The sequence below is a fragment of the Marinibacterium sp. SX1 genome, assembly GCF_050389775.1.
Lineage (GTDB): Bacteria > Pseudomonadota > Alphaproteobacteria > Rhodobacterales > Rhodobacteraceae > Marinibacterium.
The window spans coordinates 1,943,150-1,969,919 of the sequence record NZ_CP177144.1; the positions used below are offsets into that span (position 1 = coordinate 1,943,150).

Here is a 26,770-nt window from a genome sequence, read left to right on the forward strand (position 1 = left end):
TACCCCGGCTTTCGGCGCAATATGGCCCAGAACCGGCACATTCGCAATTGCGCGCCCCGTCACATGCCGACAAGGTGATCGCGCGCTTGTCAGTACGCTTGACCGGCCCTTGTTTCCAACGCATATGGCCCGTCATGACAGAGCTTTCGCATATCCGTAACTTCTCCATCGTTGCCCATATCGACCACGGGAAATCCACCCTGGCCGACCGGCTGATCCAGGAGACCGGCACCGTCCAGGACCGGGACATGAAAGAGCAGTTGCTCGATGCCATGGATATCGAGCGCGAGCGCGGCATCACCATCAAGGCCAACACCGTGCGGATCGACTATGTTGCCGACAACGGCGAGGCCTACGTGCTGAACCTCATCGACACGCCCGGCCATGTCGACTTTGCCTACGAGGTCTCGCGGTCCATGCGCGCCGTCGAAGGCTCGCTTCTGGTCGTCGATTCGACCCAAGGTGTCGAGGCCCAGACCCTGGCCAATGTCTACCAGGCCATCGACGCCGACCACGAGATCGTGCCGGTGCTCAACAAGATCGATCTGCCCGCGTCGGATTGCGAACGCGTGGCTGAGCAGATCGAGGATGTCATCGGCATCGACGCCTCGGAGGCCATCCAGGTTTCGGCCAAGACCGGCCAGGGCATCCACGACACGCTGGAAGCCATCGTCCACAAGCTGCCCGCGCCCGTGGGCACTCTGGACGCGCCGCTCAAGGCCATGCTGGTCGACAGCTGGTACGACGCCTATCTCGGCGTCATCGTCCTGGTCCGCATCATGGACGGCACCCTGAAGAAGGGCGAGCGCGTCCGTTTCATGTCGAACGGCACCATCCACCATGTCGACCGCATCGGCGTCTTTCGCCCCGCGATGCAGATGGTCGACAGCCTCGGCCCCGGCGAGATCGGCTTTCTGACCGCGTCGATCAAGCAGGTCCGCGACACCCGCGTCGGGGACACGATCACCCATGAGAAGAAGGGCGCCGAAACGCCGCTGCCCGGGTTCAAGCCGTCGGTCCCGGTGGTCTTCTGCGGGCTCTTCCCCGTCGATTCGGCCGAATTCGAAGACCTGCGCGACGCGATCGAGAAACTGGCCCTGAACGACGCCTCCTTTTCCTACGAAATGGAAACCTCGGCCGCGCTTGGCTTTGGCTTCCGCTGCGGGTTCCTCGGGCTGCTGCACCTCGAGGTCATTCGCGACCGGATCGAACGCGAATACGATATCGAGCTCATCACCACCGCGCCCTCCGTAGTCTACCACGTCTACATGCGCGACGGCACGATGATCGAGCTGCACAACCCCGCCGACATGCCCGACCTGACCCATGTCGACCACCTGGAAGAGCCGCGCATCAAGGCCACGATCCTGGTGCCCGACGATTACCTGGGCGACGTGCTCAAGCTGTGCCAGGACCGCCGGGGCATCCAGATGGACCTGACCTATGCCGGGCCGCGCGCCATGGTCGTCTATGACCTGCCGCTGAACGAAGTGGTCTTCGATTTCTACGACCGGCTGAAATCGGTGACCAAGGGCTATGCCTCCTTCGATTACCAGATGACCGGTTACCGAACCGATAACCTGGTCAAGATGCAGATCCTGGTGAACGACGAGCCCGTCGATGCCCTGTCGACCATGGTGCATCGCGACCGGGCCGAGATGCGCGGCCGGGCGATGGTGGAAAAGCTCAAGGACCTGATCCCGCGCCACATGTTCAAGATCCCGATCCAGGCCGCCATCGGCGGCAAGGTCATCGCGCGGGAGACCCTGTCGGCCATGCGCAAGGACGTGACGGCCAAGTGTTACGGTGGCGATGCCACGCGGAAACGCAAGCTGCTGGACAAGCAGAAGGCCGGCAAGAAGAAGATGCGCCAGTTCGGCAAGGTCGACATCCCGCAGGAAGCCTTTATCTCGGCCCTCAAGATGGACAGCTGATGACCACGGGGCGCGCGGGTCTTTTCGCCCGCCCCATGGTCGCAGGACGCTGAAAAACCCTTGATTCGCGGCGCATTCTGACCTTCCATGGGCCAAACCCGGAGGTTCCCGCCATGCGCCGCATCATCCTTGCCACATTCCTCGGCCTGGCCTCGGCCAGCACGGCCCTGGCCGTCGAATGGCCCTGGACCAAACCGTCGATCTACTCGCTGACCCGGGGGCTGAATTGCCAGTCCTGGGATCTGAGATCCACCTCGGACCGGGCGCCGATCTATGGCGCGCTGCCCAACTGGATGGTCTTCAACGAAGGCCCGTCGGCCGTGGCGATCCGGGGCCCGGGCAGCCGGTCGCGCGACATCCCGCCCTTTGACGGCCCGCTGGTCACGGCCTTTGGCAAGTCGGAGGTCGATTATTCGATCAAGCTCGACGGTGAAGATTCGCGCGACGTGATCTCCGCCCGCAGCGTGCTTGGGTCCAGCTATACCGTCGGGCTGGCCACCGCCGGTTCGGCCCGGGTGCATCTCTGCCGGTTGTGACAAGATACTGGAATTGCTGAAGAAAGAGGGGCCTTGGCCCCTCTTTGCGCATGATCCTACGATCACCCTGCCGGCGACGCACCAGCGCCCCATTCCCGACCTTTTTCACGGGTCTACACGCCCTTGGGTTGTTAACCAGAACCAACGAGGCCCCCGTGAAAAAACTTGCCATCCTTCCCCTTTGCGGGATCCTGTCGGCCTGCGCCGAACAGCCGTCGAATGTCGAAGCCGCCTATGTCAGCTCGAACGCCTTCCGCGATCGGTCCTGTCATCAGCTGATGGCCGAGCGCAACGATATCGTGCGCGAAGTCAATGACTTGACCCAACAGCAGAAGAAGGCCGCCGATTCCGATGCAATGCTGATGGGGGTCGGGCTGGTGCTGTTCTGGCCGGCCGTGCTGGCCGTGGGCATGACCAATGACAAGTCCAACGCGCTGGCCGGGGCCAAGGGCAATTACAATGCCATCACCCGCCAGATGACCCAGATGGGCTGTGCCCTGCCGGCCGAGACCCTGACCGGCCAGGCCGTGCCTCACCAGACCCATGCATCGACCCAGCATGCCGGCACGACCAGCGCGCCGGCGACGACCGGCCGGGGCACCTCCGGCTCGTATTGGGATACCTACTGAGCCCGTCCTGGTGGCCGCGCTGCGGCCATCAGCTGCCCGGGGCAGGGGCCTTTGGGTCGGGCGCGTCCAGCACGGCGCGGACCGTGGCTTCGAATTCGCGCGGCTTGTCGGCATGCAGCCAATGGCCGGCGCCGGGCAGCTTGGCAAACCGTGCGTTGGGGAAGAGGCGTTTGATCTCGGGGCGATAGTCCGGGAGCACGTAATCCGAGTCCGCCCCGGCCAGCATGATCGCCGGGCCGGTGAACTGGCTGTCGAGCGCCGGAAAGCCCAGGATGTCGGCCATGTCGCGGGCCAGCACATCCAGGTTGATGCGCCATTTCTTCTCTTTCAGATCAAGGCTTTGCGTGAAGAACGAGCAAAGCGCCTTTTCGACACCCAGCGCGCTCAGCTGGGCCTCGGCGTCCGACCGGCGCTCGACCTTGTCCAGGTCGACGCCGCGCATGGCCTCGATATACTGCATCTGGGTGTGGCCATAGGGCACGGGCGCAACATCGGCCACGATCAGCCGGCGCACCAGTTCGGGCCGGGTCAGGGCCAGGACCATCGCCGCCTTGCCGCCCATCGAATGGCCCAGCACGTCCATCGGCGCGCCATGGGCGTCGATCACCTCGGCCAGATCTCCGGCCATCGCCATGTAGTCATGGGGCTCAAGCCATTGGGAATAGCCGTGATTGCGCTGATCGACGGTCACGACCTCGCGGCCGTCCGACAGCCGTTTCGCGATGACCGACCAGTTGCGCGCCGAGCCGAACAGCCCGTGCACGATCAAGAGCGGCGTGGCCGGGCCACCGCCATAGGACACCTGATTCAACATGGGTCGGTCTTACGCCGCCCCGCCGGCCCATGCCAGCCCCATTGAGCCCGCCCGGCGCCGGCGCTAATCTGCGGCCATGACAGAGACCAGCGATCTGGCCGGACGGATGCAGGATGTATCCCGGCTTCTGAAGGAAAAACATGGGGTTCGGGGGGCAACCCTGGCCGCGCGCCTGCGCCGGGCCAATGGCCGTCTGCCGCGCCGGATTCGCCAGGATGCGCGGGTTCTGACCGAGGCCGAGGCCCTGGCCGATCATCCCCGCCTGGCGCTGACCCTGGACGATGCGCGCTACATGCGGGCGGCGGATGCCGTTGCCGGGCATCTCGGCACGATCGACGTGGCCGACCGGCGCAAGGGCTTCTGGCTGGGGGTGTTGGGGGGGATGGCCTTCAACCTGCTGGCAGTGCTGGTTCTTTTCATCTGCGCCCTGGCCGTTCTGGGCTATATCTAGGGCCGTTCGGCCCGGGGTGGGCAGCGCCGGTGCCGGCGCCGCCCCTGTCACGTGGATCTTGTGATCACAGGCCGGGGTAGACCGGGAAGCGCGCGCAGAGCTCGGCCACTTCGGCCTTGACCTTGGCTTCGACCGCGCCGTTGTCTTCCTCGCCATTGGCGGCCAGCCCGTCGACGACCTCGATGATCCAGTCACCGATCTGGCGGAATTCGGCCTCGCCGAAACCGCGGGTCGTGCCGGCGGGCGAGCCCAGGCGCACACCGCTGGTCACGGTGGGCTTTTCGGGATCGAAGGGCACGCCGTTCTTGTTGCAGGTGATATGGGCCCGGCCGAGCGCCTGCTCGGTCGCGTTGCCCTTGACGCCCTTGGGCCGCAGATCGACCAGCATGACATGGGTGTCGGTGCCGCCGGTCACGATGTCCAGCCCGCCCTTCATCAGCTGATCGGCCAGGGCCTGGGCATTGGCGATGACCTGGCGGATGTAGTCCTTGAACTCGGGGCGCAGGGCTTCGCCGAAGGCCACGGCCTTGCCGGCGATGACATGCATCAGCGGGCCGCCCTGGATGCCCGGGAAGATGGCCGAGTTGAACTTCTTGGCCAGCGCCTCGTCATTGGTCAGGATCATGCCGCCACGCGGGCCGCGCAGGGTCTTGTGGGTCGTCGTCGTGGCGACATGGGCATGGGGGAAGGGCGAGGGATGTTCGCCCGCCGCGACCAGGCCGGCGAAATGGGCCATGTCGACCTGCAGGTAAGCACCCACGGAATCGGCGATTTCGCGCATCTTGGCGAAATCGATCTGGCGCGGGATGGCCGAACCGCCGGCGATGATCAGCTTGGGCTTGTGCTCGGCTGCCAGCTCGGCGACCTGGTCGTAATCCAGCCGGTTGTCCTGCTGGCGCACGCCGTATTGAACGGCGTTGAACCACTTGCCCGACTGGTTCGGCCGGGCGCCGTGGGTCAGGTGGCCGCCGGCATCCAGGCTCATGCCCAGGATCGTGTCGCCGGGCTGGATCAGCGCCTGAAAGACCCCCTGGTTGGCCTGGCTGCCCGAGTTCGGCTGGACATTGGCAAAGGCACAGCCGAACAGCTGCTTGGCCCGTTCGATGGCCAGGGTCTCGGCGACGTCGACATATTGGCAGCCGCCGTAATAGCGCCGGCCGGGGTAGCCTTCGGCATATTTGTTGGTCATGACCGACCCCTGCGCGGCCATCACCGCGGCCGAGACGATGTTCTCGGAGGCGATCAGCTCGATCTCGTCGCGCTGGCGACCAAGTTCGGACTGGATGGCGCCGAAGATCTCGGGGTCGCGGTCGGAGAGGGCTTCGGTGAAGAAACCGGGGTCACGGGTCGTGGCGGTCATGGCAAGCTCCGGATGGACAAGGGAATTGGCGCCGGTCGTAGCGCAAGGGCGGGCGCTGTGGAAGGCCGGAATGCGACCAAAGCGGTGCCGGAGGCGGCCAAGGCTGGTGCAGCGGGAAAAGGTGTGGTTGTTTCGGATCCAAGAGCCGTAGACCGGAAACTCCTGAGTACAATCATGAAACTAGCCTTCCTGTCCAATTCCGCCCCGGCCGCCGAGGAAGGGCTGGGTGAACTCGTGGCGCGCTACGGCAATGTCGATCCGATGGAGGCCGACGTGATCGTGGCGCTGGGGGGGGACGGTTTCATGCTGCGCACGCTGCACCGCACCCAGGAATTGTCGGCGCCGGTCTATGGCATGAACCGGGGGACGGTCGGGTTCCTGATGAACGAATATTCCTGCGACGACCTGCTCGACCGGCTGGCCGCGGCCGAGGAAGAGGTGGTCAACCCGTTGGAAATGCGGGCGATGGACCAGAGCGGCGCGCTGCACGAGGCGCTGGCGATCAACGAGGTGTCGCTGCTGCGGGCCGGGCCCCAGGCGGCCAAGCTGCGGATCACCGTCGACGGGCGAGAGCGGCTGGAAGAGCTGGTCTGCGATGGCTGCCTGCTGGCCACCCCGGCGGGGTCGACGGCCTATAACTACTCGGCCCATGGCCCGATCCTGCCGATCGGCGCGGATGTTCTGGCGCTGACGCCCATCGCGGCGTTTCGGCCCCGGCGCTGGCGCGGGGCGCTGTTGCCCAAGACGGTGACCGTGCGGTTCGAGGTCCGCGAGGCAGCCAAGCGCCCGGTCATGGCCGATGCCGATGCGATCCAGTTCAACGATATCGACTGGGTCGAGATCCGCTCGGTGCCGACGATCTGCCACCGCATCCTGTTCGACCCGGGCCACGGGCTGGAAGAGCGGGTCATTTCCGAACAATTCACCTGAGGTCCAAGATTTTTCTCGAAAAATCTCGGCTTGTGTGACCCATTTCACAGAAATTGCCCGGCCGGGCGGGGCAATCTGGATGCACGGGGATTCATCCCGCCCCGTGTCAAAGTGACGTAAGAGTGACTTGTCCCAAAGGAGCGGGCGCGGCGAGGCCGGCGTCCGCTCCGCCCTTTCCGGGGGTCAGGCCATCCGGTCCCACAAGGTTTCGTAAAGCCCGCCGATCCGCGTTTCGATCGAGCGCATGGCCCGCACGATGAGATCCTCGCGCCAGCGCCGGCCGACGATCTGCACGTTGATCGGCTGGGGCCCCTGGGGCAGCTTGGCCAGCCGGGTCGGCAGGTTGCCCGCGGGCAGGCCCATGAAGTTCATCGAATAGGACCAGATCGCCGATCCCAGCGCCTCGCGCACGCCTTCGGCGCCTTCGGCATCGCGATCGGGGCGGAAGAAGGGCTGGGGCAGGAAAGGCGTCAGGAGCAGCGGGTAATCTTCGAGGAAGAGCGACCAGGCCCGGGCGTAATGGGTCCGCCGGGCCATGGCTTCCAGCAGGCGGGGGCCGTCGAAGGGCGGGAATTCATCGAAATAGACCGCGAAGATCTGCTTGATCGTGTCCGAGCCCAGGGCGTCGATATCGGGTTTCATCAGCGCCGCAACCTCGCCCATCAGGGCGCGATAGCCGTCCTCGCCGGCCTGGCGGGCCAGGGGCGGGTCGACCTCTTCGACGATGTAGCCGGCGTCGCTGAGCGCGTCGGCGGCCAGTTCGAGGGCGGCGGCGACCTCGGGATGCAGATCGTATTCGAAACACTCGCGGGTAAAGGCCACCTTGATCGGGGCTTCGAGCGCCGGGCCGACATAGGGCACCGGCACGTGGAAGGGATCACGCGGGTCGGGGGCGATGAGCGCGGGCATCGACAGGGCCAGGTCGCCGGCCGTGCGGGCGATCAGGCCCTGGACGGACATCGACTGGGCCAGCAGGCCGCGTTCGGCCTTTTGCCCGGGGTTCCAGGCCGGCACCCGGCCCAGCCCGGGCTTGACCGTCACCGCGCCGTTGGCCGCGGCCGGAAAGCGCAGCGATCCGCCGATGTCGTTGCCATGGGCCAGCGCACCGATCCCGGCCATGACAGCCGAGCCCGCCCCGCCTGACGATCCGCCGGGCGAGATATGCGCGCCCCAGGGGTTCTGGGTGCGGCCGAAGAGCGGGTTGTCGGTGTCGGCGCGGAACGAGAATTCGGGCGTGTTGGTCCGCCCGATCACCACGGCCCCGGCCTTGAGCAGGTTGTCGACGACCGGCGCATTGGCCGGGGCGATGGCCTCGGCCAGGGCGGGAATGCCGTTCGACGTGGCATGGCCCTTCTGGTCGACGTTGATCTTGATGGTCACCGGCACGCCGTGCAGCGGCCCGGGTTCGGCCCCGTTGCCCCGGGCCTTGTCCAGCTCGCGCGCCCGTTCGAGCGCGCTGTCGCCCAGGTCTTCGACCACTGCGTTCAGCCCGGGGTTCACCGCGTGCATCCGGCCGATGGCCGAGGCCACGGCATCTTCGGCGGTGATCTCGCCGTCGCGGATCTTGCGGGCGGTTTCGGTCGCGCTCAGGCGCCACAGGTCGGATGCGGCCATGCTCATTCCCTTCTGGTTCTCGCGCGGAGCCTAGGCGCCGGCGCCCGGGTTTGCCAAGCGGAACACCGCGCAAGGCAGGTTTGCGCTGTGCGAACGGCTGTTTTGCGGGGCGGAAAGGGCGTGCAGGACGACGGGCCGGGGCGCGTCATGCATCCCGGCGGTCGGCCCGCGACATGGTCAGGTCAGGCGGCGCAGATCAGGCAGATCAGGCGGTGAAGGCCAGGCAGATCAGGCGGTGAAAGTCAGGCCGCTCCGATCAGTTGGTGACGACCAGGCCGCACCTTCAGTTGGCGAAGGCCTGGTCGTACAAGCTCGGGCCGCGCGGATCAGGCAGGGGCGGTGTCCCGGGCATAGCCCAGGGTCTGCAATGCCGTGCGGATCTCGTCCAGGATGGCCGGATCGTCGATCGTCGCCGGCATCTTGAACTCGGCATTGTCGGCGATCCTGACCATGGTCGCCCGCAGGATCTTGCCCGACCGGGTCTTGGGCAACCGGTCGACCACCACGGCCAGCTTGAAGGCCGCCACCGGCCCGATCTGGTCGCGCACCAGCTTGACGCATTCCTGCGTGATCTCGGCATGTTCGCGGTTCACGCCCGTTGTCAGGCAGAGCAGGCCCAGCGGCAACTGGCCCTTGAGATCGTCGCTGACGCCGATCACGGCGCATTCGGCCACATCGGGATGGCCGGCCAGGACCTCTTCCATCGCGCCGGTCGACAGGCGGTGGCCGGCCACGTTGATCACGTCGTCGGTGCGCGCCATGATGTACAGGTAACCCTCGTCGTCGATCATGCCCGCGTCGCCGGTTTCGTAATAGCCGGGGAAGGTGGTCAGGTAGGATTTGCGGAACCGCTCTTCGGCGTTCCACAGGGTCGGCAGCGTGCCCGGGGGCAGGGGGAGCTTCACCGCGATCGCGCCCAGCTCACCCGGTTTCATCGGGTGGCCGGCCTCGTCCAGGATCTGCACGTCATAGCCCGGCATCGGCACCGAGGGCGAGCCCAGCTTGACCGGCAGCGCCTCGATGCCCAGCGGGTTGGCGGCGATGGCCCAACCGGTTTCGGTCTGCCACCAATGGTCGATGATCGGCAGGCCGGTCAGGTTTTTCGCCCAGTTGATCGTATCGGGATCGGCGCGTTCGCCGGCAAGGTAGATCTGTTCCAGGCAGGAGATGTCGTACTTGCCCAGGAACGTGCCCTTGGGGTCCTCGCGTTTCACGGCGCGAAAGGCGGTGGGGGCGGTGAAGAAGCTCTTGACCTTGTGGTCCGCGATGACCCGCCAGAAGGTGCCGGCATCGGGCGTGCCGACGGGCTTGCCTTCGAAGGCGATGGTGGTGTTGCCGGCGATCAGGGGGCCGTAGCAGATGTAGGAATGGCCCACGACCCAGCCGACATCGGAGGCCGCCCAGAACACGTCGCCGGGATCGACGTTGTAGATGTTCTTCATCGACCAGTTCAGCGCGACGAGGTGGCCGGCGGTCGGGCGGACGACGCCCTTGGGCTGGCCCGTCGTGCCGGAGGTATACAGGATATAGGCCGGGTGGTTGCCTTCGACCGGCACGCATTCGGCCGGCTCGACGCCGTATTGGAACCCGTGCCAGGAATAATCGCGGCCCTCTTCCAGGTGGGCGACTTCCTGTTCGCGCTGGAAGATCACGCAGAAATCGGGCTTGTGGGCGGCCTGGTCGATGGCCCCGTCGAGAAGCGGCTTGTAATGCACCACGCGGCCCGGTTCGATCCCGCAGGAGGCGGCGATGATCGCCTTGGGCCGGGCATCGTCGATCCGCACGGCCAGCTCATGGGCCGCAAAGCCGCCGAAGACCACCGAATGGATCGCGCCCAGCCGGGCACAGGCCAGCATGGCTTCCAGAGCCTCGGGGATCATCGGCATGTAGATGATGACCCGGTCGCCCTTTTCCACGCCCTTGGCCCGCAGCGCCCCAGCCAGCGAGGCCACCCGGTTGCGCAGTTCCACGTAGGAGATCTTGCGCACCGTGCCGGTGACGGGGCTGTCGTGGATGATGGCCACCTGGTCGCCACGGCCGTTTTCGACATGGCGGTCGACGGCGTTCCAGCAGGTGTTGACCCGGGCGTCGGTGAACCATTCGTAAAGCGGGGCGGCGCTGTCATCCAGCGCGCGCGTCGGCTTGTCGACCCAGTCGATCGCCTCGGCGGCCTCCATCCAGAAGGCCTCGGGGTCCGACGTCCATGACTTGTAGACCTCTGCGTAGCTCATCGCGATGCTCCTCCATCCCGCGTGATCCCTGCATTTCGGGCAAGTAAACGGCGGGTCGAAGCATCGCGCAAGCGGCGATGACCTGCGACATATGCGGTGTTTGCGATATCAAGCGGCAAAAGCGCGGCCGAGCAAACGGGTTTTACAGTGGCTGATAACGCTTGAAAATTTCTTCGCAGCTGCCGTGGCGGCATGGGCCGGGCAGGGCCGGGCGCGACGGGGGCGATCACATCGCTTGTAACGCATGGCACGGCGCTTGCGGAATCGGCCGCACCGGCGCCTTGATCAGCGCCAGGGCCGGCATTCCGCCGGCCCCCTTGCACAGGACACAACGCCCATGGGCGACAAGAAGCAGAAGCCGGCCAAGCCCGGCACGAAGACCGTCAAGAAGTGACGGCCCGGCCGCGTCGCCCGTCCCGGCAATGGCCGGGCGGCGCGGCCCCTGTTCGCGGCGCGGGGCTCAGCCGTATTGCGCGACCGGCGTGCCGGCGATGGCCGCCATGTTCAGCAGACCCCGGGCGGTGATCGACGGCGTGACGATATGGGCTCGGTTGCCCATGCCCATCAGGATCGGCCCGACTTCCAGCCCGTTGCCCTTCAGCCGCAGGATGTTGCGCACGCCGTTGGCCGCATCGCCATGGGCAAAGACCAGGATGTTGGCCGCGCCTTTCATCCGGCTTTCCGGCAGGTGGCGCGCCCGGGTTTCCGGGTCCAGGGCACTGTCGACGTTCATCTCGCCTTCATAGACGAAATCCACCCCGCGGGCGTCCAGAATGGCCATGGCCTCGCGCATGCGCCGGCCGCTCTCGGTGTCGAGGTTGCCGAATTGCGATTGCGAACACAGCGCCACGGCCGGTTCCACGCCAAAGCGCCGGGCGTGGCGTGCCGCGCCGATGGCGCTTTCGGCGATTTCCTCGGGGCTGGGTTCGGGCCGCACCTGGGTGTCGGCGATGAACAGCGGCCCGTCTTCCTGGATCATCATGCTCAGCGCGCCATGCGGGCGCAGGGTGGGCGTGCCCAGCACCTGGTTGATGTAGTTCAGGTGCCAGCGGTACTGGCCGAAGGTGCCGCAGATCATGCTGTCGGCCTCGTCGCGATAGACCATGACCGCCGCGATGGCCGTCAGGTTGGTGCGCATGACGGCCCGGGCCAGGTCGGGGGTGACCCCCTGGCGGCACATGATCTTGTGATAGGTTTCCCAGTAATCGCGGTAGCGCGGGTCGTTCTCGGGGTTCACCACCGGGAAATCGACATTCGGCCGCACCTTCAGGCCCAGCCGTTCGCAGCGCATCTCGATCACCTCGGGCCGGCCGATCAGGATGGGCTTTTCGGTGGTCTCTTCCAGCATGGCCTGGGCGCAGCGCAGCACGCGTTCCTCTTCGCCCTCGGCCAGCACGATCCGGCGCGAGGCCGAGGTGGCCGCGTCGAAGACCGGGCGCATCAGCAGGGCCGACCGGAAGACCGAGCCCTGCAGCTTCTCGCGATAGGCCTTGATGTCGACCGGACGGGTGGCCGCGCCGCTGTCCATCGCCGCCTTGGCCACGGCTGTCGACACGACTTCCATCAGGCGCGGGTCAAAGGGCTTGGGGATCAGGTAATCGGGCCCGAAGGTCATCTGTTCGCCCTGGTAGGCCGCGGCGGCCTCGGCGCTGGTGGTCTGGCGGGCCAGCTCGGCGATGCCCTCGATGCAGGCCAGCTGCATGTCGTCGTTGATCTCGGTCGCGCCGACATCCAGCGCGCCACGGAAGATGAACGGAAAGCACAGGACGTTGTTGACCTGGTTCGGCACGTCCGACCGGCCGGTGGCGATGATCGCGTCGGGCGCCACGGCGCGGGCGGCGTCGGGCTGGATTTCCGGGTTGGGATTGGCCAGGGCAAAGATGATCGGCTGGCGGGTCATCCGCGCGACCATCTCGGGCTTGAGCACGTTGGGCCCCGACAGGCCCAGGAACAGGTCCGCGCCGTCGATCACCTCATCCAGCGTGCGCAGGTCGGTGGGCTGGGCATAGGCCGCCTTTTGCGGGTTCATGTCCTCGGTCCGGCCTTCGTAGACCAGCCCGTGCAGGTCGCACAGCCAGACGTTCTCGCGCTTGACCCCCAGTTTCAGCAGCATGTTGAGGCAGGCGATGCCCGCCGCGCCGCCGCCCGTGGACACGACCTTGATGTCCTCGAATTTCTTGCCCGTCACATGCAGCGCATTCTTGGCCGCCGCGCCCACGACGATGGCCGTGCCGTGCTGGTCGTCGTGGAAGACCGGGATGTTCATCCGCTCGCGGCAGAGCTTTTCCACGATGAAGCAGTCCGGCGCCTTGATGTCTTCGAGGTTGATCGCCCCGAAGGTCGGTTCGAGCGCGCAGACGATGTCGGCCAGTTTCTCGGGATCGGTTTCGTTGACCTCGATGTCAAAGCAATCGATGCCCGCGAATTTCTTGAACAGGACCGCCTTGCCTTCCATCACCGGCTTGGAGGCCAGCGCGCCGATATTGCCCAGGCCCAGCACGGCCGTGCCGTTCGACACCACGGCCACCAGGTTGCCCCGCGAGGTATAACGCGCGGCATTGGCGGCTTCGTCCCGGATCTCCAGGCAGGCCTCGGCCACGCCGGGCGAATAGGCGCGGGCCAGGTCGCGGCCGTTGGCCATGGGCTTGGTTGCCCGGATCTCGAGTTTCCCGGGCTTGGGATGCTCGTGATAGAACAATGCGGCCTGGCGCAGGGTCTCGTTGTCGGACGGTTGGTCAACCATTTTGGGGCGGGCTCCGGAGTTCTGGGGTAGTTTAGTGTTAAACTATATTCGATTGGGGTGGAATCGGCCATCCCGTCTCACCCCCTTATCACGCGCCCGCTTGATATTTGCGACCCTCCTCGCCACTCTCCGCCCAGGAGAGAGAGGACAATGGCCCACGAGCTTGCCCAGATGCCTGCCCCGATGCGGCCGGCCCGGTGGCGGCCGCCCGGTCGGGGCGGTGCCGTGCATGCCGGGCGGGGCCGGGCGCGCGCGGGCACGTACCCCTATGCCACCGGCGGCATCCCGCCGGTGCCGCCAGTGCCGAAGGGCCGCCCGATTGCCCGCCTTTCCGCCGATCCTCCGCCGGTCCGGGCATTTTCCCGCGTGGTTGACGCCGGGGCCGGCTTGCGCCCTGTTTGCGCGGATGGGGCAGTGCATTACATGTGACACCCCATTGATCCCCCCGCCGATCCGCCAGCCGGATTCGCGCCCCACACCCTGCCGATCAACCTCAAGAGCCCGCCTGTCCCCATGTCCAGCACCGATCTCAAGACCGCCGCAACCGCCATCCGCGAACGGGCCTATGCGCCCTATTCCAACTTCAAGGTCGGCGCGGCGATCCGCGGGGCGTCGGGCGCGATCTATCCCGGGGTGAATGTCGAGAACGTGGCCTATCCCGAAGGCACCTGCGCCGAGGCCGGGGCGATCGCGGCGATGATCGCGGCCGGCGATACCCGGCTGACCGAGGTCTATGTCATCGCCGATTGCCCCACGCCGGTGCCGCCCTGCGGCGGCTGCCGCCAGAAGCTGGCCGAGTTCGGTGACGGCGACACGCCGGTCACCCTGGCCACGACCGACGGGGCCGAGATGCGCACCACCCTGGCCGACCTGCTGCCCGGGGCCTTCACGCTGGCGCATATGGAGAAAAGCTGAGCCATGGATGCGCGCACGATCCTTGCCGACCTCCGCCATGGTGTCTCGCCCACGCCGGAGGCCCTGGGCTGGTTCATCCGGGGCCTGACCGACGGGGCGATCAGCGACGCCCAGACCGGGGCCTTTGCCATGGGCATCTGCACGACCGCCCTGTCGCCCGAGGGTCGCACCGCCCTGACCCTGGCCATGCGCGACAGCGGCCATGTCCTGCGCTGGGACCTGGGCGGGCCGGTCGTCGACAAGCATTCGACCGGCGGGGTGGGCGATTGCGTGTCCTTCGTCGTGGCTCCGGCGCTGGCCGCCTGCGGGGCCTTTGCGCCGCTGCTGTCGGGGCGCGGGCTGGGCCATACCGGCGGCACGCTGGACAAGCTCGAAGCGATCCCCGGCGTGTCGACCCAGGTCAGCGAGGACCGGCTGCGGGCGATCATCGACGCCGCCGGCTGCGCCATCGTCGGGGCCACGGCCGACATCGCTCCGGCCGACAAGCGGCTTTACGCGGTGCGCGATGTGACCTCGACGGTCGACAGCCTCGATCTGATCACCGCCTCGATCCTGTCCAAGAAACTGGCCGCGGGCACGCAGACGCTGGTACTGGACGTCAAGACCGGCTCGGGTGCCTTCATGAAATCGCCCGACGCGGCCCGGGCGCTGGCCCGGGCGCTGACGGACACGGCCAATGCCGCGGGCTGCCGGACCCGGGCGGTGATTTCCGACATGAGCCAGCCGCTGGCTCCGGCCATCGGCAATGCGCTGGAGATCGAGGAAGCCATGAAGGTGCTGGCCGGCCAGGCCGAAGGCCCGCTGCTGGAGATCAGCGCCCGGCTGGGCGGCATGGCCCTGGCCGATTCGGGCCTGGCCGCCGATGATGACGAGGGCGCGCAGAAGATCCGGGCGGCCGTGTCCGGTGGCGCTGCGGCCGAGCATTTCGGGCGCATGATCGTGGCCATGGGCGGGCCGATCGTCTTTGCCGAGAACTGGCAGCGGTTCCTGCCCGAGGCCAACGTGATCACCGAGGTCTCCGCCGGCCGGGCAGGCTATGTCACGGCCATCGATGGCCAGGCGCTGGGGCTGGCCGCGGTTGCCCTGGGCGGCGGGCGCAAGGTGGAAAGCGACGTGATCGACCCGGCGGTCGGCCTGTCGCGCATCGTCGGGCTGGGCACGCGGGTCGAGGCCGACAGCGCCCTGGCGCTGGTCCATGCCGCCCGCGAGGATGCCGCGGCCGAGGCCGTGGCCGCCCTGCGCGCGGCGATCACCATCAGCGACACCCCGGCCGAAGCGCCGGCACTGATCCGCGAGACCCTGGGCTGATGGCGCGGGCGTTCCTCGTGGTGATGGATTCGGTGGGCATTGGCGGCGCGCCGGACGCGGGATCCTATTTCAACGGCTCCATTCCCGACACCGGGGCCAATACCCTGGCCCATATCGCCGAGGCCTGCGATGCCGACCGGGCCGAGACCGGCCGGTCAGGCCCGCTGCACATGCCGGCGCTGGCCGGGCTGGGCCTGGGCGCGGCGGTGCGGCTGGCCTCGGGCGACCTGGCCCCGGGGCTTGAGGCCGAGCCCCGCGGGCTCTGGGGTGCGGCGACTGAACAATCGCGCGGCAAGGACACGCCGTCGGGCCATTGGGAGCTGGCCGGCCTGCCGGTGCCCTGGGATTGGCATTACTTCCCCGACGAGGTGCCGGCCTTTCCCGACGACCTGACCCGGGCGGTGGCCGAGGCCGCGGGCACCGATGGCGTGCTGGGCAATCGCCATGCCTCGGGCACGATGATCCTGACCTCGCTTGGCGCGTCGCACATGAAGACCGGCTGGCCGATCTGCTACACCTCGGCCGACAGCGTCTTTCAGATCGCGGCGCATGAAGAGACCTTTGGCCTCGACCGGCTGCTTGATCTCTGCGCCACCGTGGCCCCGCGGCTGCATGCGATGAATGTCGGCCGGGTGATCGCGCGGCCGTTTATCGGCACGCCGGAGATCGGCTTTCAGCGCACGACCAACCGCCGCGATTTCGCCGTGGCCCCGCCGGCGCCGGTGCTGACCGACTGGGTGCAACAGGCCGGGCGGCGGGTTCATGCGGTGGGCAAGATCGGTGACATCTTTTCGATGACGGGCATCGACGAGTTGCGCAAGGGCGACGATGCCACGCTGATGGGCCACCTGTCGGACCTGGTCGACACGGCCGAGGACGGCAGCCTGACCTTTGCCAATTTCGTCGAGTTCGACAGCCTTTACGGCCATCGCCGCGACGTGGCGGGCTATGCCGCCGCGCTGGAACGGTTCGACGCCGGGATTGCCGCGATCCTGCCCCGCCTGCGCGAGGGCGACATGCTGGTGCTGACCGCCGATCACGGCAACGACCCCAGCTGGACGGGCACCGACCACACCCGCGAACGGGTGCCGGTGCTGGTTGTCGGGCGCGGGGCGGGCTGTATCGGCCAGGTCGGTTTTGCCGATGTGGCGGCCTCGGTCGCCGATCACCTGGGCGTGCCGTCCCAGGGGCCGGGGCGGTCCTTCCTGGGCTGACGCGCCGGGGCCGTGGTGCGGCCCCGGGCACTTGGGCGTTGGATCAGAACCGGGTGATGACCGTGGCGCCGACCGACTGGAAACGGTCCATGGTCATCAGCGCCTCGGGCGCGTCATCCAGCGCGATCTGCTGGCCGACCAGCCGCTCCGGGGCCAGCTTGCCGGACTGGACCATGTCGAGCATCGCGCCATAGCGATGGGCCTGCATGCCGTGGCTGCCCAGGATCTCAAGCTCGTGGGCGATCACCCGGTCCATCGGCACCGGCGGCGTGGCCTGGTCGGCAAGCATCAGCCCGACCTGCACATGCTTGCCCCGCCGGCGCAGGCTCAGGACGGAATTCACGCAAGTGACCGGATGCCCCAGCGCATCGAGCGAGACATGCGCTCCGCCCCGGGTGATCTCGCGCACGGCCTCGGGCACATCGGCCACTGTGCTGCCGTCGACAACGGCCAGCGCGCCCAGCTCTCGGGCCAGGGCCAGCTTGGCCGGATCGATATCGATGGCCACGACTTGCGCGCCCAGGGCATTGGCGATCATCACGGCCGACAGGCCCACCCCGCCGCAGCCATGCACGGCCACCCATTGTCCGGCCCCGGCCCGGCCCTGGTCGACCACGGCGCGGAACGACGTGGCAAAGCGGCATCCCAGGCTGGCGGCGGTGGCGAAATCCATGTCGTCGGCCAGGCCCACGAGGTTCATGTCGGCATGGTGGATCGAGACATATTCCGCAAACGAGCCCCAATGGGTAAAGCCCGGCTGGAACTGGTCCTGGCAGACCTGCTGATGGCCGGCATGGCATTCCGGGCAGGCACCGCAGCCACCGACGAAGGGCACGGTCACGCGGTCGCCGACCGACCAGCGGGTCACGTCGCGGCCCACGGCCCGGATCGTGCCGGCCAGTTCATGGCCGGGCACATGGGGCAGGGTGATGTCGGTGTCATGGCCCATCCAGCCGTGCCAGTCGCTGCGGCAGACCCCGGTGGCCCCGACCTGCAAGACCACACCATGAGGTTCGGGCGTCGGGTCGGGCAGGGTGGCGATGCGCGGGGGCTGCTGGAATGTCTCGAACATGACGGCCTTCATCGGCGCATCTCCTGTGCTTTGGGGACGCGGCCGGGCACCCGGCCGGACCCTTGGCATATCCGGCCGGGAATACATGTCAAGCGCGGGACATGATGCGCGCCGGCCCCGTGGGGGCCGGGTGCCGCAGCTCTGTCAGGCCAGCGGCGGCAGCTGGCGGCGGAGATAGGCGAAATGGCGGTCGGCCATGCCGCTGTAGGCCTGCCAGCCCTCGGCCGTGTGCCGGGCCACGGCGTCCGACAGCACGGCCAGCGGCTCTCCCGTCGAGCGGGCCAGGATCAGCGTCTGCGCGGCCTTTTCAAAGAAATAGAGGTCTTCGAAGGCCGCGGCCACGCTTTCGCCCAGGATGGTCACGCCGTGGTTGCCCATGACCAGCACCGATTTGTCCCCCAGCGCATCGGCCAGCCGTTCGCCTTCCTCGGCGGCATCGGCAATGCCGCCGAAGGACAGGTCATAGGCCGTGCGCCCGTGAAACCGCGCGGTGTTGTTGTCGATGGGCACCAGCGTCGGGTCCTTCAGGCAGGCCAGGGCGGTGGCATAGGGCGAATGGGCATGCAGCACGACGCGCGCATCAGGCCGGCGGCGGTGCAGCGTGCCGTGGACGCACCAGGCCGAAGCATCGGGCGGCTCCGGCCCGTCCAGCACCGTGGCATCCCGGCAATTGAGCAGCAGCAGGTCCTCGGGGGTGATCGTGTCGAAATGCTGCCAGCGCGGGTTCAGCAGGAACCGCTGGCCATCGTCCGAGACCGCCGCGCTGAAATGGTTGCCGACGCTTTCGCTCCAGCCGAGCGCATGGCAGATGCGAAAGGCATCGGCCAGCTCGGCGCGCAGCCGGGCTTCGCGATCGGCCGGGTCGGCCGGGTCCATCGCGGCGATCGGGGGCAGGGGCGCGTTCATGCCTTGAACCGCCCTTCGCTGACCAGCGCGCGATAGGTCGACCGCATCTCGGCCCGGTCGACGTAACAGCCCCGCAGGTAACGGTCGCCGCTCGACGCGGTATAGGCCGCCCGGCCATGCACGATGCGGTGGTTGTCAAAGACCATGCATTCGCCGCCCTTCATCATGAAGCGCATCATGAACCGGTCGTCCTGCAACATCCGGCCAAAGCGGCAGAAGGCGGGGTAATAGGCATCCAGCAGCTTCTGGTCGAGGTCGAAGATATCGGCCATGTGCTGGCTGATCGTCAGGCCCGAGACCTCGCCATGGGCGTCCAGTTCGATCACGTGCTGGCGCGACCGGGCGTCATAGCTGTCGTGTTCGCAGAAGAACGGGATCGGCACCTCGCTCAGCAGGCGAAACCCCTCGGGATCGGCGGCGCGGAAGGCATTGGCCACGGCCACCCCGTCGGCATACAGGCTTTCGCCCCCGGCCACGGTGTTGACCCGGCAATGCAGGAACTGGATGCCGGGGGCGTGTTCTTCGGCCGGGGTGTCGGTATGCAGTTCGAGCGCGCCGGCGGTATAGGCCGTGTTGGTCGGATTGATCTTGGTGCGCACGTCGAAATAGGTGCCGAAGAAGGTCGGCCGGACAAAGCCCATCAGCTCGGCCGTTTCGGTCAGCCCGGCATCGCTGTCGGGCATGTCGGTGACGATGGTGAACCCGTGCACCAGCATGGCCTCGATCCAGGCCGCGCGCAGGCCGTCATCGGCCACCAGGTCGGGCTGCGAGAAGCGCGGGACGGACATGTAGTGATCGCTGAACCAGGCCCGGCGGGGCAGGTCGGCCGGATCGGGCCGCGACCGGCCCCCGGCATAGGTGTCCAGCCAGGCCAGGGGCATGCGGGTGACATGGGCCTCGTCCTGCCAGGCGATGACCAGGGTATCGTCTTCGATGTCGGCCGAACGGGCGCGCGGGGCGGTGTCGAGATGAAAGATGTCAAAGCTGCGTTCGCGGGTGACCGGGCTGAACGAGCTGGGGCAATTGTCGCGCAGCCAGTAATAGTTGAAGTAATGCGCCCGGCCGTCGGCCAGGGTGATGTCGAGCCCCGTCTCGCCGAGCGCCAGGACGGCGGGGGCAGCGGGCGGGGCGGTCATCGGAGAGCTGAGATCGTTCATGGCAGGGCTTCCGCTTGGCTGGAGGGGTTATGGATGGCCCTCAGCATCCCACGGCGGGGCCTTTCCAGACAGATCGTTTCGTGTGATCCTTGCATAACCATCTGCTTAAGTTGTCATGCCATGGATCACCTGCCGCCCCTGCGCCTGCTCGTCACCTTCGAAGCTGTCTCGCGCCATGGATCGATGCGCGATGCCGCCGCCCGGCTGAACGTGACCCAGCCGGCGGTCAGCCAGGCCCTGCGCCTGCTCGAAGACCACGTCGGCACGGCTCTGCTCGACCGGTCGGTGCGCCCGGCCCGGCTGACCGAGGCCGGCGAGCTGCTGTCGCGGGCGGTGCGCGAGGGGCTGGGGCGGATCGCGGCCACGCTGGAGGACATCCGCGCCCTGCATGCCGAGGGTGAACGCCAGGTCACGGTGTCCTGCACGCTGGGCATGGCGACCTACTGGCTGATGCCCCGCCTGCCGGCCTTCTATGCCGACAATCCCCAGATCACCGTCAACGTGCAGGCCCCCGCGACCGATCTGCCGGTGCTGACACCGGGCATCGACGTGGCCCTGCGCTATGGCATGGGCGGCTGGCGCGAAGGGCGTACCGAGAAGCTGTTCGACGAAAAGATCTGCCCGGTGGGCGCCCCGGCGCTGGTCGACCGGCTGCTGGCCGAGGGCCGGGGGCTGGACAGTGTGCCGCTGATCCACGTGCGCAGCCCGGCCAACCAGCATTGGGCCGGCTGGCCGGACTATTTCCAGGCCCGCGGCCTGGCGCGGGGGCGGGCCGGGGGGCAGCATTTCGACAATTACGTGCAGGCCGCGCAGGCGGTCTATGACGGGCGGGGGCTGATGCTGGGCTGGCGGTCGATCACCGGCCGGGCGGTGCAGGCGGGCACCCTGCGCCACTGGCCCGGGGGCACGGTCGACCTGGGCACGTCGTATTTCCTGACGACCAATGCCATGCCATCGCAGGACACGGGCGTATTCGTCGACTGGGTCCGGGCGCAGGTCGCAGCCGAGTGATGGATCTGTCTGAGAGAAGTGGCTGGGGTGGTAGGATTCGAACCTACGGTACACGGTACCAAAAACCGCTGCCTTACCGCTTGGCTACACCCCAACGTGGTGGAGCGCTGATTACTTTGACTGATCGGGCAGCGCAAGGGCCATGGAGAGATTTTTTGCCATTTCCCATGCGGCACCTTCGAAACCGCGCCTGCGCCGTGGCCGGCCGTGATGCCGCCGGGCCGTCTGGCCGGGGGAGGGGCGGGAAAGGCATGGGAAAAGCAGGATGGATCTCCCCGGGGAGCGACGCCGTTAGGATGCCGGGGAGGGGCGGATCAGTCGCGCAGCTCGTCGGGGCTGACACCCCACAGGGCGGTCTTCTGGACCCAGCCCTTGTAGCCGCCCGCCGAAATCCGGCACCAGTCGGGTTCGCAATCGCCCAGCTTGGCCACGACGCCGGTCTCGAACATGGCCGTCACCGGCGCGGTCGGGTCGGGCCGGGTGTGGCCTTCGACCATGTCCTGCTGGATCAGCACGGTGCGCACGCCCGAGATCAGCGCGTAATGCACCCAGCCGCCGGCGCCGTCGCGGTCCTGGACCCGGCGCCAATGGCCATGTTCCGCCGTGATCATCAGCGGCATGCCCCGGCGCTTGAACACCCAGTCGATGCGATGCGCCCGCGACGGGCCGCGGCGCACGTTGCCCTCGGCGGCCTTCATCGAGACGTAGCGTGGAAGCGGAAGGTTGGTGACCGGCCCACGGCGGGTATCCGCCGGCTGGGAGGCCACGGCGGTCGCGGCCAGAAGGGCCGTTGCGACCATGGAAAAGACAAGAGCCCTGCCCGATGCCCTGAGTACCACCTTGGTGTGTCCGTTTGCCTGTTTTTTCTGCCCGGTCGTCACCCTATAAGGGTTCCGAATGGTCACGCGGGGTCTTGCGCCCCGTTGGCCATGGTTCACCATGCCACGGCAAGGGCACGGATGGAAAGCAAGCGGAGGCAGGTATGGCAAGAGATCGGCTGAGTGTTGTCGTGACGCGACGGTTGCCGGAGGCGGTCGAGAAACGGATGAGCGAGCTCTTCGACGTCGAGCTGCGCGAGGATGACACGCCCATGGACCGGACCGAACTGGTCGCCGCGGTGCAACGGGCGGATGTTTTGGTGCCGACGATCACCGACCAGATCGATGCGGCCCTGATCGGCCAGGCCGGCGAACAGCTGAAGCTGATCGCCAATTACGGGGCCGGGGTGAACAACATCGACGTGGCCACGGCGCGCCAGCGGGGCATCCTGGTGTCCAACACGCCTGATGTGCTGACAGAGGACACGGCCGACATGACCATGGCCCTGATCCTGTCCGTGACCCGGCGGATCCCGGAAGGGTTGGCGGTGATGCAAAAGGGCGAATGGCCGGGCTGGGCGCCGACGGCCTACCTGGGCGGGCGAATCGCCGGGCGGCGGCTGGGCATCCTGGGCATGGGCCGCATCGGCCAGGCCGTGGCCCGGCGGGCCCAGGCATTTGGCATGCAGGTGCATTACCACGACCGCGGCCGGCTGCGCCCGGAAACCGAGGCCGAGCTGAACGTGACCTGGTGGGAAAGCCTGGACCGGATGGTGGCGCGGATGGACATCCTGACGATCCACACCCCGGCCACGCCCTCGACCTTTCACCTGATGAATGCGCGCCGGCTCAAGCTGATGAAGCCCGATTCCGTGCTGGTGAACACCTCGCGCGGCGAGGTCGTCGACGAAAACGCCCTGACACGGATGCTGCGGGCCGGCGAGATCGCCGGGGCGGGGCTGGATGTCTACGAGTTCGGCACCGACATCAACCCGCGCCTGCGCGAGCTGCCCAACGTGGTGCTGCTGCCGCACATGGGCTCGGCAACGGTCGAAGGCCGGATCGAGATGGGCGAGAAGGTGATCATCAACATCAAGACCTTCGAAGATGGCCACCGGCCGCCCGACCAGGTCGTGCCGTCGATGCTGTAGACGTTTCCTGCGCAGGAAACGGACCGGAATTTTCGAAAATTCCGGGCGCCCGGTGGTGATCGCCGGGGGAAACCCTGCCGATTGGTCCCATGGACGCAGCCCGGGTTTTGCATCGCGCCCGGGCTCGGGTAGCGTGGCGACCAGGAGAGGGAGACCCACACCATGCGCCTGAAGATCATGTCCGCCGCCCTGGCCTCGTTCGGGGCCTCATCCACGGGCCCGGTCGCGGCCCCGCGACCGGCCCGCGCCGTCACCCGGGCGATTGCCCGGCTGATGCTTCTTGCCCTGGCCGGGCCGCTGGCCGCCCAGCAGGCCGCCGATGCGGTGGCGCCCGAGGCCCCGACGGCCCTGGCCGCTGGCCACGAGGATGCGGCAATTGATGCCGCCCTGCGGGCCAAGGCCGAGGGCCGGCCCGTCGAAGCCCATGACTGGATGGTGGCCGCGGCCAACCCGCTGGCCGTGGCCGCCGGCGCGCGCATCCTCGAACGCGGGGGCAGCGCGGTGGATGCGATGATCGCCGTCCAGACCGTGCTGGGCCTGGTCGAGCCGCAATCCTCGGGGCTGGGGGGCGGGGCCTTCCTGGTCTACTGGGACGCCGCCGAAGGCCGGCTGACCACCCTGGACGGGCGCGAAACCGCGCCCCTGCGGGCCACTCCGACGCTGTTCCAGGACGAGGCCGGTGCGCCGCTGAAATTCTACGACGCGGTGGTCGGCGGCCGGTCGGTCGGCACGCCGGGCACGCCGGCGCTGATGGAACGCGCCTACAAGCACTGGGGCCGTCTACCCTGGCCCGAGCTCTTCGACGATGCGATCCGCCTGGCCACCGACGGGTTCGAGGTCTCGCCCCGGCTGGCCGGGCTGGTGGCCGGCGATGCCGAGCGGCTGGCGCGCTTTCCGGCCACGGCGGCCTATTTCCTGCCCGACGGCCAGCCCATCGCGGCCGGCGACACCCTGACCAACATGCCCTATGCCCTGACCCTGCGCCTGCTGGCGGCCAACGGGGTGCGGTCGTTCTACATGGGCAAGCTGGCCGGCCAGATCGTGCAGGCGGTGACCACGGCGCCGGGCAATCCCGGCGTGCTGGGCCAGGCCGACCTGGCGCTCTACCAGGTGGTCGAACGGCCGGCGGTCTGCCAGCCCTACCGGGCCTTCGAAGTCTGCGGCATGGGCCCGCCCTCGTCGGGCGCGCTGACGCTCGGCCAGATCCTGGGCCTGCTCGACGGGTTCGACCTGGCTGCCCTGGGGGCCCAGGATCCGCAGGCCTGGCGGCTGATCGGTGATGCCTCGCGCCTGGCCTTCGCCGATCGCGGGCGCTACATGGCCGACAGCGATTACGTGCCGGTGCCGGTCAAGGGCCTGCTGGCCGCCGATTACCTGGCCGAACGGGCGGCGCTGCTGCAGGGCGAGACGGCGCTGGAAGAGGTGGCGCCGGGCACGCCAGACTACGACCACGCGCTGAACTGGGCCGATGACACGGCCATCGAATTCCCCTCGACCTCGCATATCTCGATCGTCGATGCCGAGGGCAACGTGCTGTCGATGACCACGACGATCGAAAACGCCTTTGGGTCGCGGCTGATGGTCGGAGGGTTCCTGCTGAACAACGAGCTGACCGATTTCTCGTTTCGTACCCATGCCGACGGCCGGCCGATCGCCAACCGGGTCGAACCGGGCAAGCGCCCCCGGTCGTCCATGGCGCCGACCATCGTGATGCGCGACGGCGCGCCGGTGCTGGCAATCGGCTCGCCCGGGGGCAGCCGGATCATCGGCTACGTGGCCCAGGCCGTGATCGGCTGGGCCGATTGGGGGCTGGACGTGCAACAGGCCCTGGCCATGCCCCATGCGGTCAACCGGTTCGGCACCTATGATGTCGAGACCGACAGCCAGGTCGCCGGGCTTGAGGCGCTGGGATACGAGGTCAACCAGCGCGAGCTGAACTCGGGCCTGCATGCGATCGAGATCGGCAAGACGCTGAAAGGCGGGGCCGATCCGCGGCGCGAGGGCATCGCGCTGGGGCAATAGGCGGGGTTGTCGACTGGCGTGCCGGCGTCGCGGGCAACAGGCGGGGCCGACCTGTGGCGCGCGGCCCTTGCACCAGGGGCGCAACGGGCACCGATCCGCCGCCCAAGCGCACTGCACCGGGATCACGGGGGTGACCGATCCGCGGCGCGTGGGAATCGCATCGGGGCAATAGTTGGAGCTGATCCCGGCGTGGAGCCATCGCACCGGGGCGACTGGCCGGACTGTTCCCCGGCGCGGCGGCATCGCGCCGGGGCCGTCGGCCGATGCGCTGTCGGCCGGTGCGACCCACGGGCCAATGACCGGCCGGGGCCGGGCGCGTGAAACCGGCGGGCGGAGGCCGTTCCCGGGCTCTTGCCCCGGGCGGCGCGGCGGTCCAGAGTGCGCCCGACTTTTCAAGGGGAATATCCATGGGACGTGCCGAGCCGCTCGCGCGCAACGAGGCGGGGATCGCAACCGCTGTCGCCAGCCTCAAACAGCTTTTCGAAGACCGCCTGCAGACCGGCCGGTCGATCCGCGAACAGCATGGCCACACCACGACCTGGCTGGAAAACCAGCCGCCCGATGCCGTGGCCTTTCCCGAGACCACCGAAGAGGTGGCCGAGATCGTGCGCATCTGTGCCGCCCACAAGGTGCCGGTCATCGCCTTCGGCGTGGGCTCGTCGCTGGAAGGCCACGTGAACGCCCCGGCCGGGGGCATCAGCGTCGATTTCAGCCGGATGAACCGCATCCTGGCCGTGCATCCCGAGGATCTCGACGTGGTGGTCCAGCCCGGCGTGACCCGAGAGGACCTGAACGTGCACCTGCGCGACAAGGGCCTGTTCTTTCCCATCGATCCCGGTGCCAATGCCTCGCTGGGCGGCATGGCCGCGACCCGGGCCTCGGGCACCAACGCCGTGCGCTACGGCACGATGAAGGACAACATCCTGGCGCTGGAAGCCGTCATGCCCGACGGCACGATCATCCGTACTGCCCAGCGGGCCAAGAAGACCTCGGCCGGCTACGACCTGACCCGGCTGCTGGTCGGGTCCGAGGGCACGCTGGGCCTGATCACCGAAATCACCCTGCGCCTGCAGGGCATCCCCGAGGCGATCTCGGCCGCGCGCTGTTCCTTTCCCTCGCTCGATGCGGCTTGCCAGGCGGCGATGATGACCATCCAGTACGGCATCCCCGTCGCCCGGATGGAGCTGATGGACCGGCTGGCCGTGCGGGCGGTCAACCTGCATTCCAAGCTGGACCTGCACGAAGAGCCGCTGTTGCTTCTGGAATTCCATGGCTCGGACGCTGGCGTGGCCGAACAGGCCGAAAGCTTCGGGGCGATCTCCGAAGACGTCGGGGGCTCGGGGTTCGAATGGACGACCTCGACCGAAGAGCGCAACCGGCTGTGGAAGGCCCGCCACGATTTCTACTGGGCCTCACTGGAATTGCGCCCGGGCTCGACGGCCGTGGCCACCGATGCCTGCGTGCCGATCTCGCGGCTGGCCGAATGCGTGACCCGGGCTGCGGCCAAGGCCGAAGAGCTGGGCATCCTGTCGCCCGTCGTGGGCCATGTCGGTGACGGCAATTTCCACATGTCGCCGCTGATCGACCGCGACGATCCGGTCCAGCTGGAAAAGGCCGAGGCCTATATCGACTGGCTGGCCAACCTGGCGATCTCGATGGATGGCACCTGCACGGGCGAACACGGGGTCGGCCAGGGCAAGAAGTCCTTCCTGACCACCGAGATCGGCGCGGCGCTGCCCTACATGAAGGCGATCAAGGCCGCGCTGGACCCCGACAACATCATGAACCCGGGCAAGGTGCTGCCCGACTGACCGGTGACCCGGCGGGGTCGGAGGACAAGGGGAGATGGGCGCGCTTCGGGGGTAGGACCGAAGCGCGCCTGCCCCCGAATCGTTCCGTGAGTGACGATCCGCAGGCGAACAGAATGTGCACGGGCTCTGGGGATCGACATGGT

The 26,770-nt window shown here is 67.8% G+C and carries 21 protein-coding genes and 1 tRNA gene; 12 read left to right on the forward strand and 10 right to left on the reverse strand.

The window, feature by feature from the left end; genetic code table 11:
- The first annotated feature begins 134 nt into the window (after positions 1-134).
- The 3 genes from lepA to ACK3BB_RS08620 all read left to right on the forward strand — a co-directional run bounded on the left by lepA (position 135) and on the right by ACK3BB_RS08620 (position 3,099).
- Positions 135-1,934: a translation elongation factor 4 gene (gene lepA, locus ACK3BB_RS08610; protein ID WP_428928314.1), complete on the forward strand. Its 1,800-nt coding sequence runs from the start codon at positions 135-137 to the stop codon at positions 1,932-1,934.
- Positions 1,935-2,047: 113 nt separating this feature from the next.
- Positions 2,048-2,470, forward strand: a complete 423-nt coding sequence (locus ACK3BB_RS08615; protein ID WP_428928315.1) for a hypothetical protein — start codon at positions 2,048-2,050, stop codon at positions 2,468-2,470.
- Between the two features lie 155 nt (positions 2,471-2,625).
- Positions 2,626-3,099, forward strand: a complete 474-nt coding sequence (locus ACK3BB_RS08620; RefSeq protein WP_428928316.1) for a hypothetical protein — start codon at positions 2,626-2,628, stop codon at positions 3,097-3,099.
- A 28-nt stretch (positions 3,100-3,127) separates the two neighbouring features.
- On the opposite strand, the gene ACK3BB_RS08625 is transcribed toward ACK3BB_RS08620, so the two are convergent.
- Positions 3,128-3,913: an alpha/beta fold hydrolase gene (locus ACK3BB_RS08625; protein ID WP_428928317.1), complete on the reverse strand. Its 786-nt coding sequence runs from the start codon at positions 3,911-3,913 to the stop codon at positions 3,128-3,130.
- Between the two features lie 76 nt (positions 3,914-3,989).
- Between ACK3BB_RS08625 and ACK3BB_RS08630 the strand changes: the two genes are divergently transcribed.
- Positions 3,990-4,364 carry a hypothetical protein gene (locus ACK3BB_RS08630; RefSeq protein WP_428928318.1) on the forward strand — a complete coding sequence of 125 codons (375 nt, stop codon included), beginning with the start codon at positions 3,990-3,992 and terminating at the stop codon, positions 4,362-4,364.
- Between the two features lie 64 nt (positions 4,365-4,428).
- Here the strand turns inward: ACK3BB_RS08630 and glyA are convergent, their stop codons facing one another.
- Complete coding sequence (gene glyA, locus ACK3BB_RS08635; RefSeq protein WP_428928319.1) at positions 4,429-5,724, reverse strand: serine hydroxymethyltransferase; 1,296 nt, start codon at positions 5,722-5,724, stop codon at positions 4,429-4,431.
- Between the two features lie 174 nt (positions 5,725-5,898).
- Here glyA and ACK3BB_RS08640 point away from each other — a divergent pair, with 174 nt between their 5' ends.
- Positions 5,899-6,654, forward strand: a complete 756-nt coding sequence (locus tag ACK3BB_RS08640; protein WP_428928320.1) for an NAD kinase — start codon at positions 5,899-5,901, stop codon at positions 6,652-6,654.
- A 183-nt stretch (positions 6,655-6,837) separates the two neighbouring features.
- Here ACK3BB_RS08640 and ACK3BB_RS08645 read toward each other — a convergent pair whose 3' ends face one another.
- The 3 genes from ACK3BB_RS08645 to ACK3BB_RS08655 all read right to left on the reverse strand — a co-directional run bounded on the left by ACK3BB_RS08645 (position 6,838) and on the right by ACK3BB_RS08655 (position 13,242).
- Positions 6,838-8,268, reverse strand: a complete 1,431-nt coding sequence (locus ACK3BB_RS08645; protein WP_428928321.1) for an amidase family protein — start codon at positions 8,266-8,268, stop codon at positions 6,838-6,840.
- Between the two features lie 326 nt (positions 8,269-8,594).
- Positions 8,595-10,499, reverse strand: a complete 1,905-nt coding sequence (prpE, locus tag ACK3BB_RS08650; RefSeq protein WP_428928322.1) for a propionate-CoA ligase PrpE — start codon at positions 10,497-10,499, stop codon at positions 8,595-8,597.
- 460 nt (positions 10,500-10,959) lie between these two features.
- Positions 10,960-13,242, reverse strand: a complete 2,283-nt coding sequence (locus tag ACK3BB_RS08655) for an NADP-dependent malic enzyme (protein ID WP_428928323.1) — start codon at positions 13,240-13,242, stop codon at positions 10,960-10,962.
- Positions 13,243-13,755: 513 nt separating this feature from the next.
- Between ACK3BB_RS08655 and ACK3BB_RS08660 the strand changes: the two genes are divergently transcribed.
- Genes ACK3BB_RS08660 through ACK3BB_RS08670 form a run of 3 tightly spaced genes read left to right on the forward strand, consistent with a single transcriptional unit; the run spans position 13,756 to position 16,679 of the window.
- Positions 13,756-14,157, forward strand: a complete 402-nt coding sequence (locus ACK3BB_RS08660) for a cytidine deaminase (RefSeq protein WP_428928324.1) — start codon at positions 13,756-13,758, stop codon at positions 14,155-14,157.
- Between the two features lie 3 nt (positions 14,158-14,160).
- Positions 14,161-15,465, forward strand: coding sequence for a thymidine phosphorylase (locus ACK3BB_RS08665; protein WP_428928325.1), 1,305 nt, complete (start codon positions 14,161-14,163; stop codon positions 15,463-15,465).
- Positions 15,465-16,679, forward strand: a complete 1,215-nt coding sequence (locus tag ACK3BB_RS08670; RefSeq protein ID WP_428928326.1) for a phosphopentomutase — start codon at positions 15,465-15,467, stop codon at positions 16,677-16,679. The genes ACK3BB_RS08665 and ACK3BB_RS08670 overlap by 1 nt, the downstream gene beginning before the upstream one ends.
- Positions 16,680-16,722: 43 nt before the next feature.
- On the opposite strand, the gene ACK3BB_RS08675 is transcribed toward ACK3BB_RS08670, so the two are convergent.
- The 3 genes from ACK3BB_RS08675 to ACK3BB_RS08685 form a co-directional block, all read right to left on the reverse strand.
- Positions 16,723-17,763 (reverse strand): zinc-dependent alcohol dehydrogenase family protein, encoded by a 1,041-nt coding sequence (locus ACK3BB_RS08675; RefSeq protein ID WP_428928327.1) that lies wholly within the window; start codon positions 17,761-17,763, stop codon positions 16,723-16,725.
- A gap of 132 nt (positions 17,764-17,895) precedes the next feature.
- Positions 17,896-18,657, reverse strand: coding sequence for a class II aldolase/adducin family protein (locus tag ACK3BB_RS08680; protein ID WP_428928328.1), 762 nt, complete (start codon positions 18,655-18,657; stop codon positions 17,896-17,898).
- Positions 18,654-19,814, reverse strand: coding sequence for a TauD/TfdA family dioxygenase (locus ACK3BB_RS08685; protein ID WP_428928329.1), 1,161 nt, complete (start codon positions 19,812-19,814; stop codon positions 18,654-18,656). Before ACK3BB_RS08685 ends, ACK3BB_RS08680 begins: the two co-directional genes overlap by 4 nt.
- A gap of 120 nt (positions 19,815-19,934) precedes the next feature.
- On the opposite strand from ACK3BB_RS08685, the gene ACK3BB_RS08690 reads away from it, so the two are divergent.
- A complete protein-coding gene (locus ACK3BB_RS08690) occupies positions 19,935-20,825 on the forward strand; it encodes a LysR family transcriptional regulator (protein ID WP_428928330.1) in 891 nt (296 codons plus the stop codon).
- A 19-nt stretch (positions 20,826-20,844) separates the two neighbouring features.
- On the opposite strand, the gene ACK3BB_RS08695 is transcribed toward ACK3BB_RS08690, so the two are convergent.
- Positions 20,845-20,919: transfer RNA gene (locus tag ACK3BB_RS08695), tRNA-Gln, on the reverse strand.
- Positions 20,920-21,139: 220 nt separating this feature from the next.
- Positions 21,140-21,625, reverse strand: a complete 486-nt coding sequence (locus ACK3BB_RS08700) for an SH3 domain-containing protein (RefSeq protein WP_428928702.1) — start codon at positions 21,623-21,625, stop codon at positions 21,140-21,142.
- Positions 21,626-21,807: 182 nt separating this feature from the next.
- Here ACK3BB_RS08700 and ACK3BB_RS08705 point away from each other — a divergent pair, with 182 nt between their 5' ends.
- The 3 genes from ACK3BB_RS08705 to ACK3BB_RS08715 all read left to right on the forward strand — a co-directional run bounded on the left by ACK3BB_RS08705 (position 21,808) and on the right by ACK3BB_RS08715 (position 26,627).
- A complete protein-coding gene (locus ACK3BB_RS08705) occupies positions 21,808-22,794 on the forward strand; it encodes a 2-hydroxyacid dehydrogenase (protein WP_428928331.1) in 987 nt (328 codons plus the stop codon).
- A gap of 273 nt (positions 22,795-23,067) precedes the next feature.
- Entirely contained in the window at positions 23,068-24,816 is a 1,749-nt protein-coding gene (ggt, locus tag ACK3BB_RS08710) for a gamma-glutamyltransferase (protein ID WP_428928703.1), read from the forward strand.
- A gap of 407 nt (positions 24,817-25,223) precedes the next feature.
- Positions 25,224-26,627 (forward strand): FAD-binding oxidoreductase, encoded by a 1,404-nt coding sequence (locus ACK3BB_RS08715; RefSeq protein ID WP_428928332.1) that lies wholly within the window; start codon positions 25,224-25,226, stop codon positions 26,625-26,627.
- Positions 26,628-26,770 lie beyond the last annotated feature (143 nt).

Coding starts and splice junctions, on each gene's coding strand:
- lepA (WP_428928314.1), top strand. CDS start 135: ATGACAGAGCTTTCGCATATCCGTAACTTCTCCATCGTTGCCCATATC.
- ACK3BB_RS08615 (WP_428928315.1), top strand. CDS start 2,048: ATGCGCCGCATCATCCTTGCCACATTCCTCGGCCTGGCCTCGGCCAGC.
- ACK3BB_RS08625 (WP_428928317.1), bottom strand. CDS start 3,913: ATGTTGAATCAGGTGTCCTATGGCGGTGGCCCGGCCACGCCGCTCTTG.
- ACK3BB_RS08630 (WP_428928318.1), top strand. CDS start 3,990: ATGACAGAGACCAGCGATCTGGCCGGACGGATGCAGGATGTATCCCGG.
- glyA (WP_428928319.1), bottom strand. CDS start 5,724: ATGACCGCCACGACCCGTGACCCCGGTTTCTTCACCGAAGCCCTCTCC.
- ACK3BB_RS08640 (WP_428928320.1), top strand. CDS start 5,899: ATGAAACTAGCCTTCCTGTCCAATTCCGCCCCGGCCGCCGAGGAAGGG.
- ACK3BB_RS08645 (WP_428928321.1), bottom strand. CDS start 8,268: ATGGCCGCATCCGACCTGTGGCGCCTGAGCGCGACCGAAACCGCCCGC.
- prpE (WP_428928322.1), bottom strand. CDS start 10,499: ATGAGCTACGCAGAGGTCTACAAGTCATGGACGTCGGACCCCGAGGCC.
- ACK3BB_RS08655 (WP_428928323.1), bottom strand. CDS start 13,242: ATGGTTGACCAACCGTCCGACAACGAGACCCTGCGCCAGGCCGCATTG.
- ACK3BB_RS08660 (WP_428928324.1), top strand. CDS start 13,756: ATGTCCAGCACCGATCTCAAGACCGCCGCAACCGCCATCCGCGAACGG.
- ACK3BB_RS08665 (WP_428928325.1), top strand. CDS start 14,161: ATGGATGCGCGCACGATCCTTGCCGACCTCCGCCATGGTGTCTCGCCC.
- ACK3BB_RS08670 (WP_428928326.1), top strand. CDS start 15,465: ATGGCGCGGGCGTTCCTCGTGGTGATGGATTCGGTGGGCATTGGCGGC.
- ACK3BB_RS08675 (WP_428928327.1), bottom strand. CDS start 17,763: ATGAAGGCCGTCATGTTCGAGACATTCCAGCAGCCCCCGCGCATCGCC.
- ACK3BB_RS08680 (WP_428928328.1), bottom strand. CDS start 18,657: ATGAACGCGCCCCTGCCCCCGATCGCCGCGATGGACCCGGCCGACCCG.
- ACK3BB_RS08685 (WP_428928329.1), bottom strand. CDS start 19,814: ATGAACGATCTCAGCTCTCCGATGACCGCCCCGCCCGCTGCCCCCGCC.
- ACK3BB_RS08690 (WP_428928330.1), top strand. CDS start 19,935: ATGGATCACCTGCCGCCCCTGCGCCTGCTCGTCACCTTCGAAGCTGTC.
- ACK3BB_RS08700 (WP_428928702.1), bottom strand. CDS start 21,625: ATGGTCGCAACGGCCCTTCTGGCCGCGACCGCCGTGGCCTCCCAGCCG.
- ACK3BB_RS08705 (WP_428928331.1), top strand. CDS start 21,808: ATGGCAAGAGATCGGCTGAGTGTTGTCGTGACGCGACGGTTGCCGGAG.
- ggt (WP_428928703.1), top strand. CDS start 23,068: ATGCTTCTTGCCCTGGCCGGGCCGCTGGCCGCCCAGCAGGCCGCCGAT.
- ACK3BB_RS08715 (WP_428928332.1), top strand. CDS start 25,224: ATGGGACGTGCCGAGCCGCTCGCGCGCAACGAGGCGGGGATCGCAACC.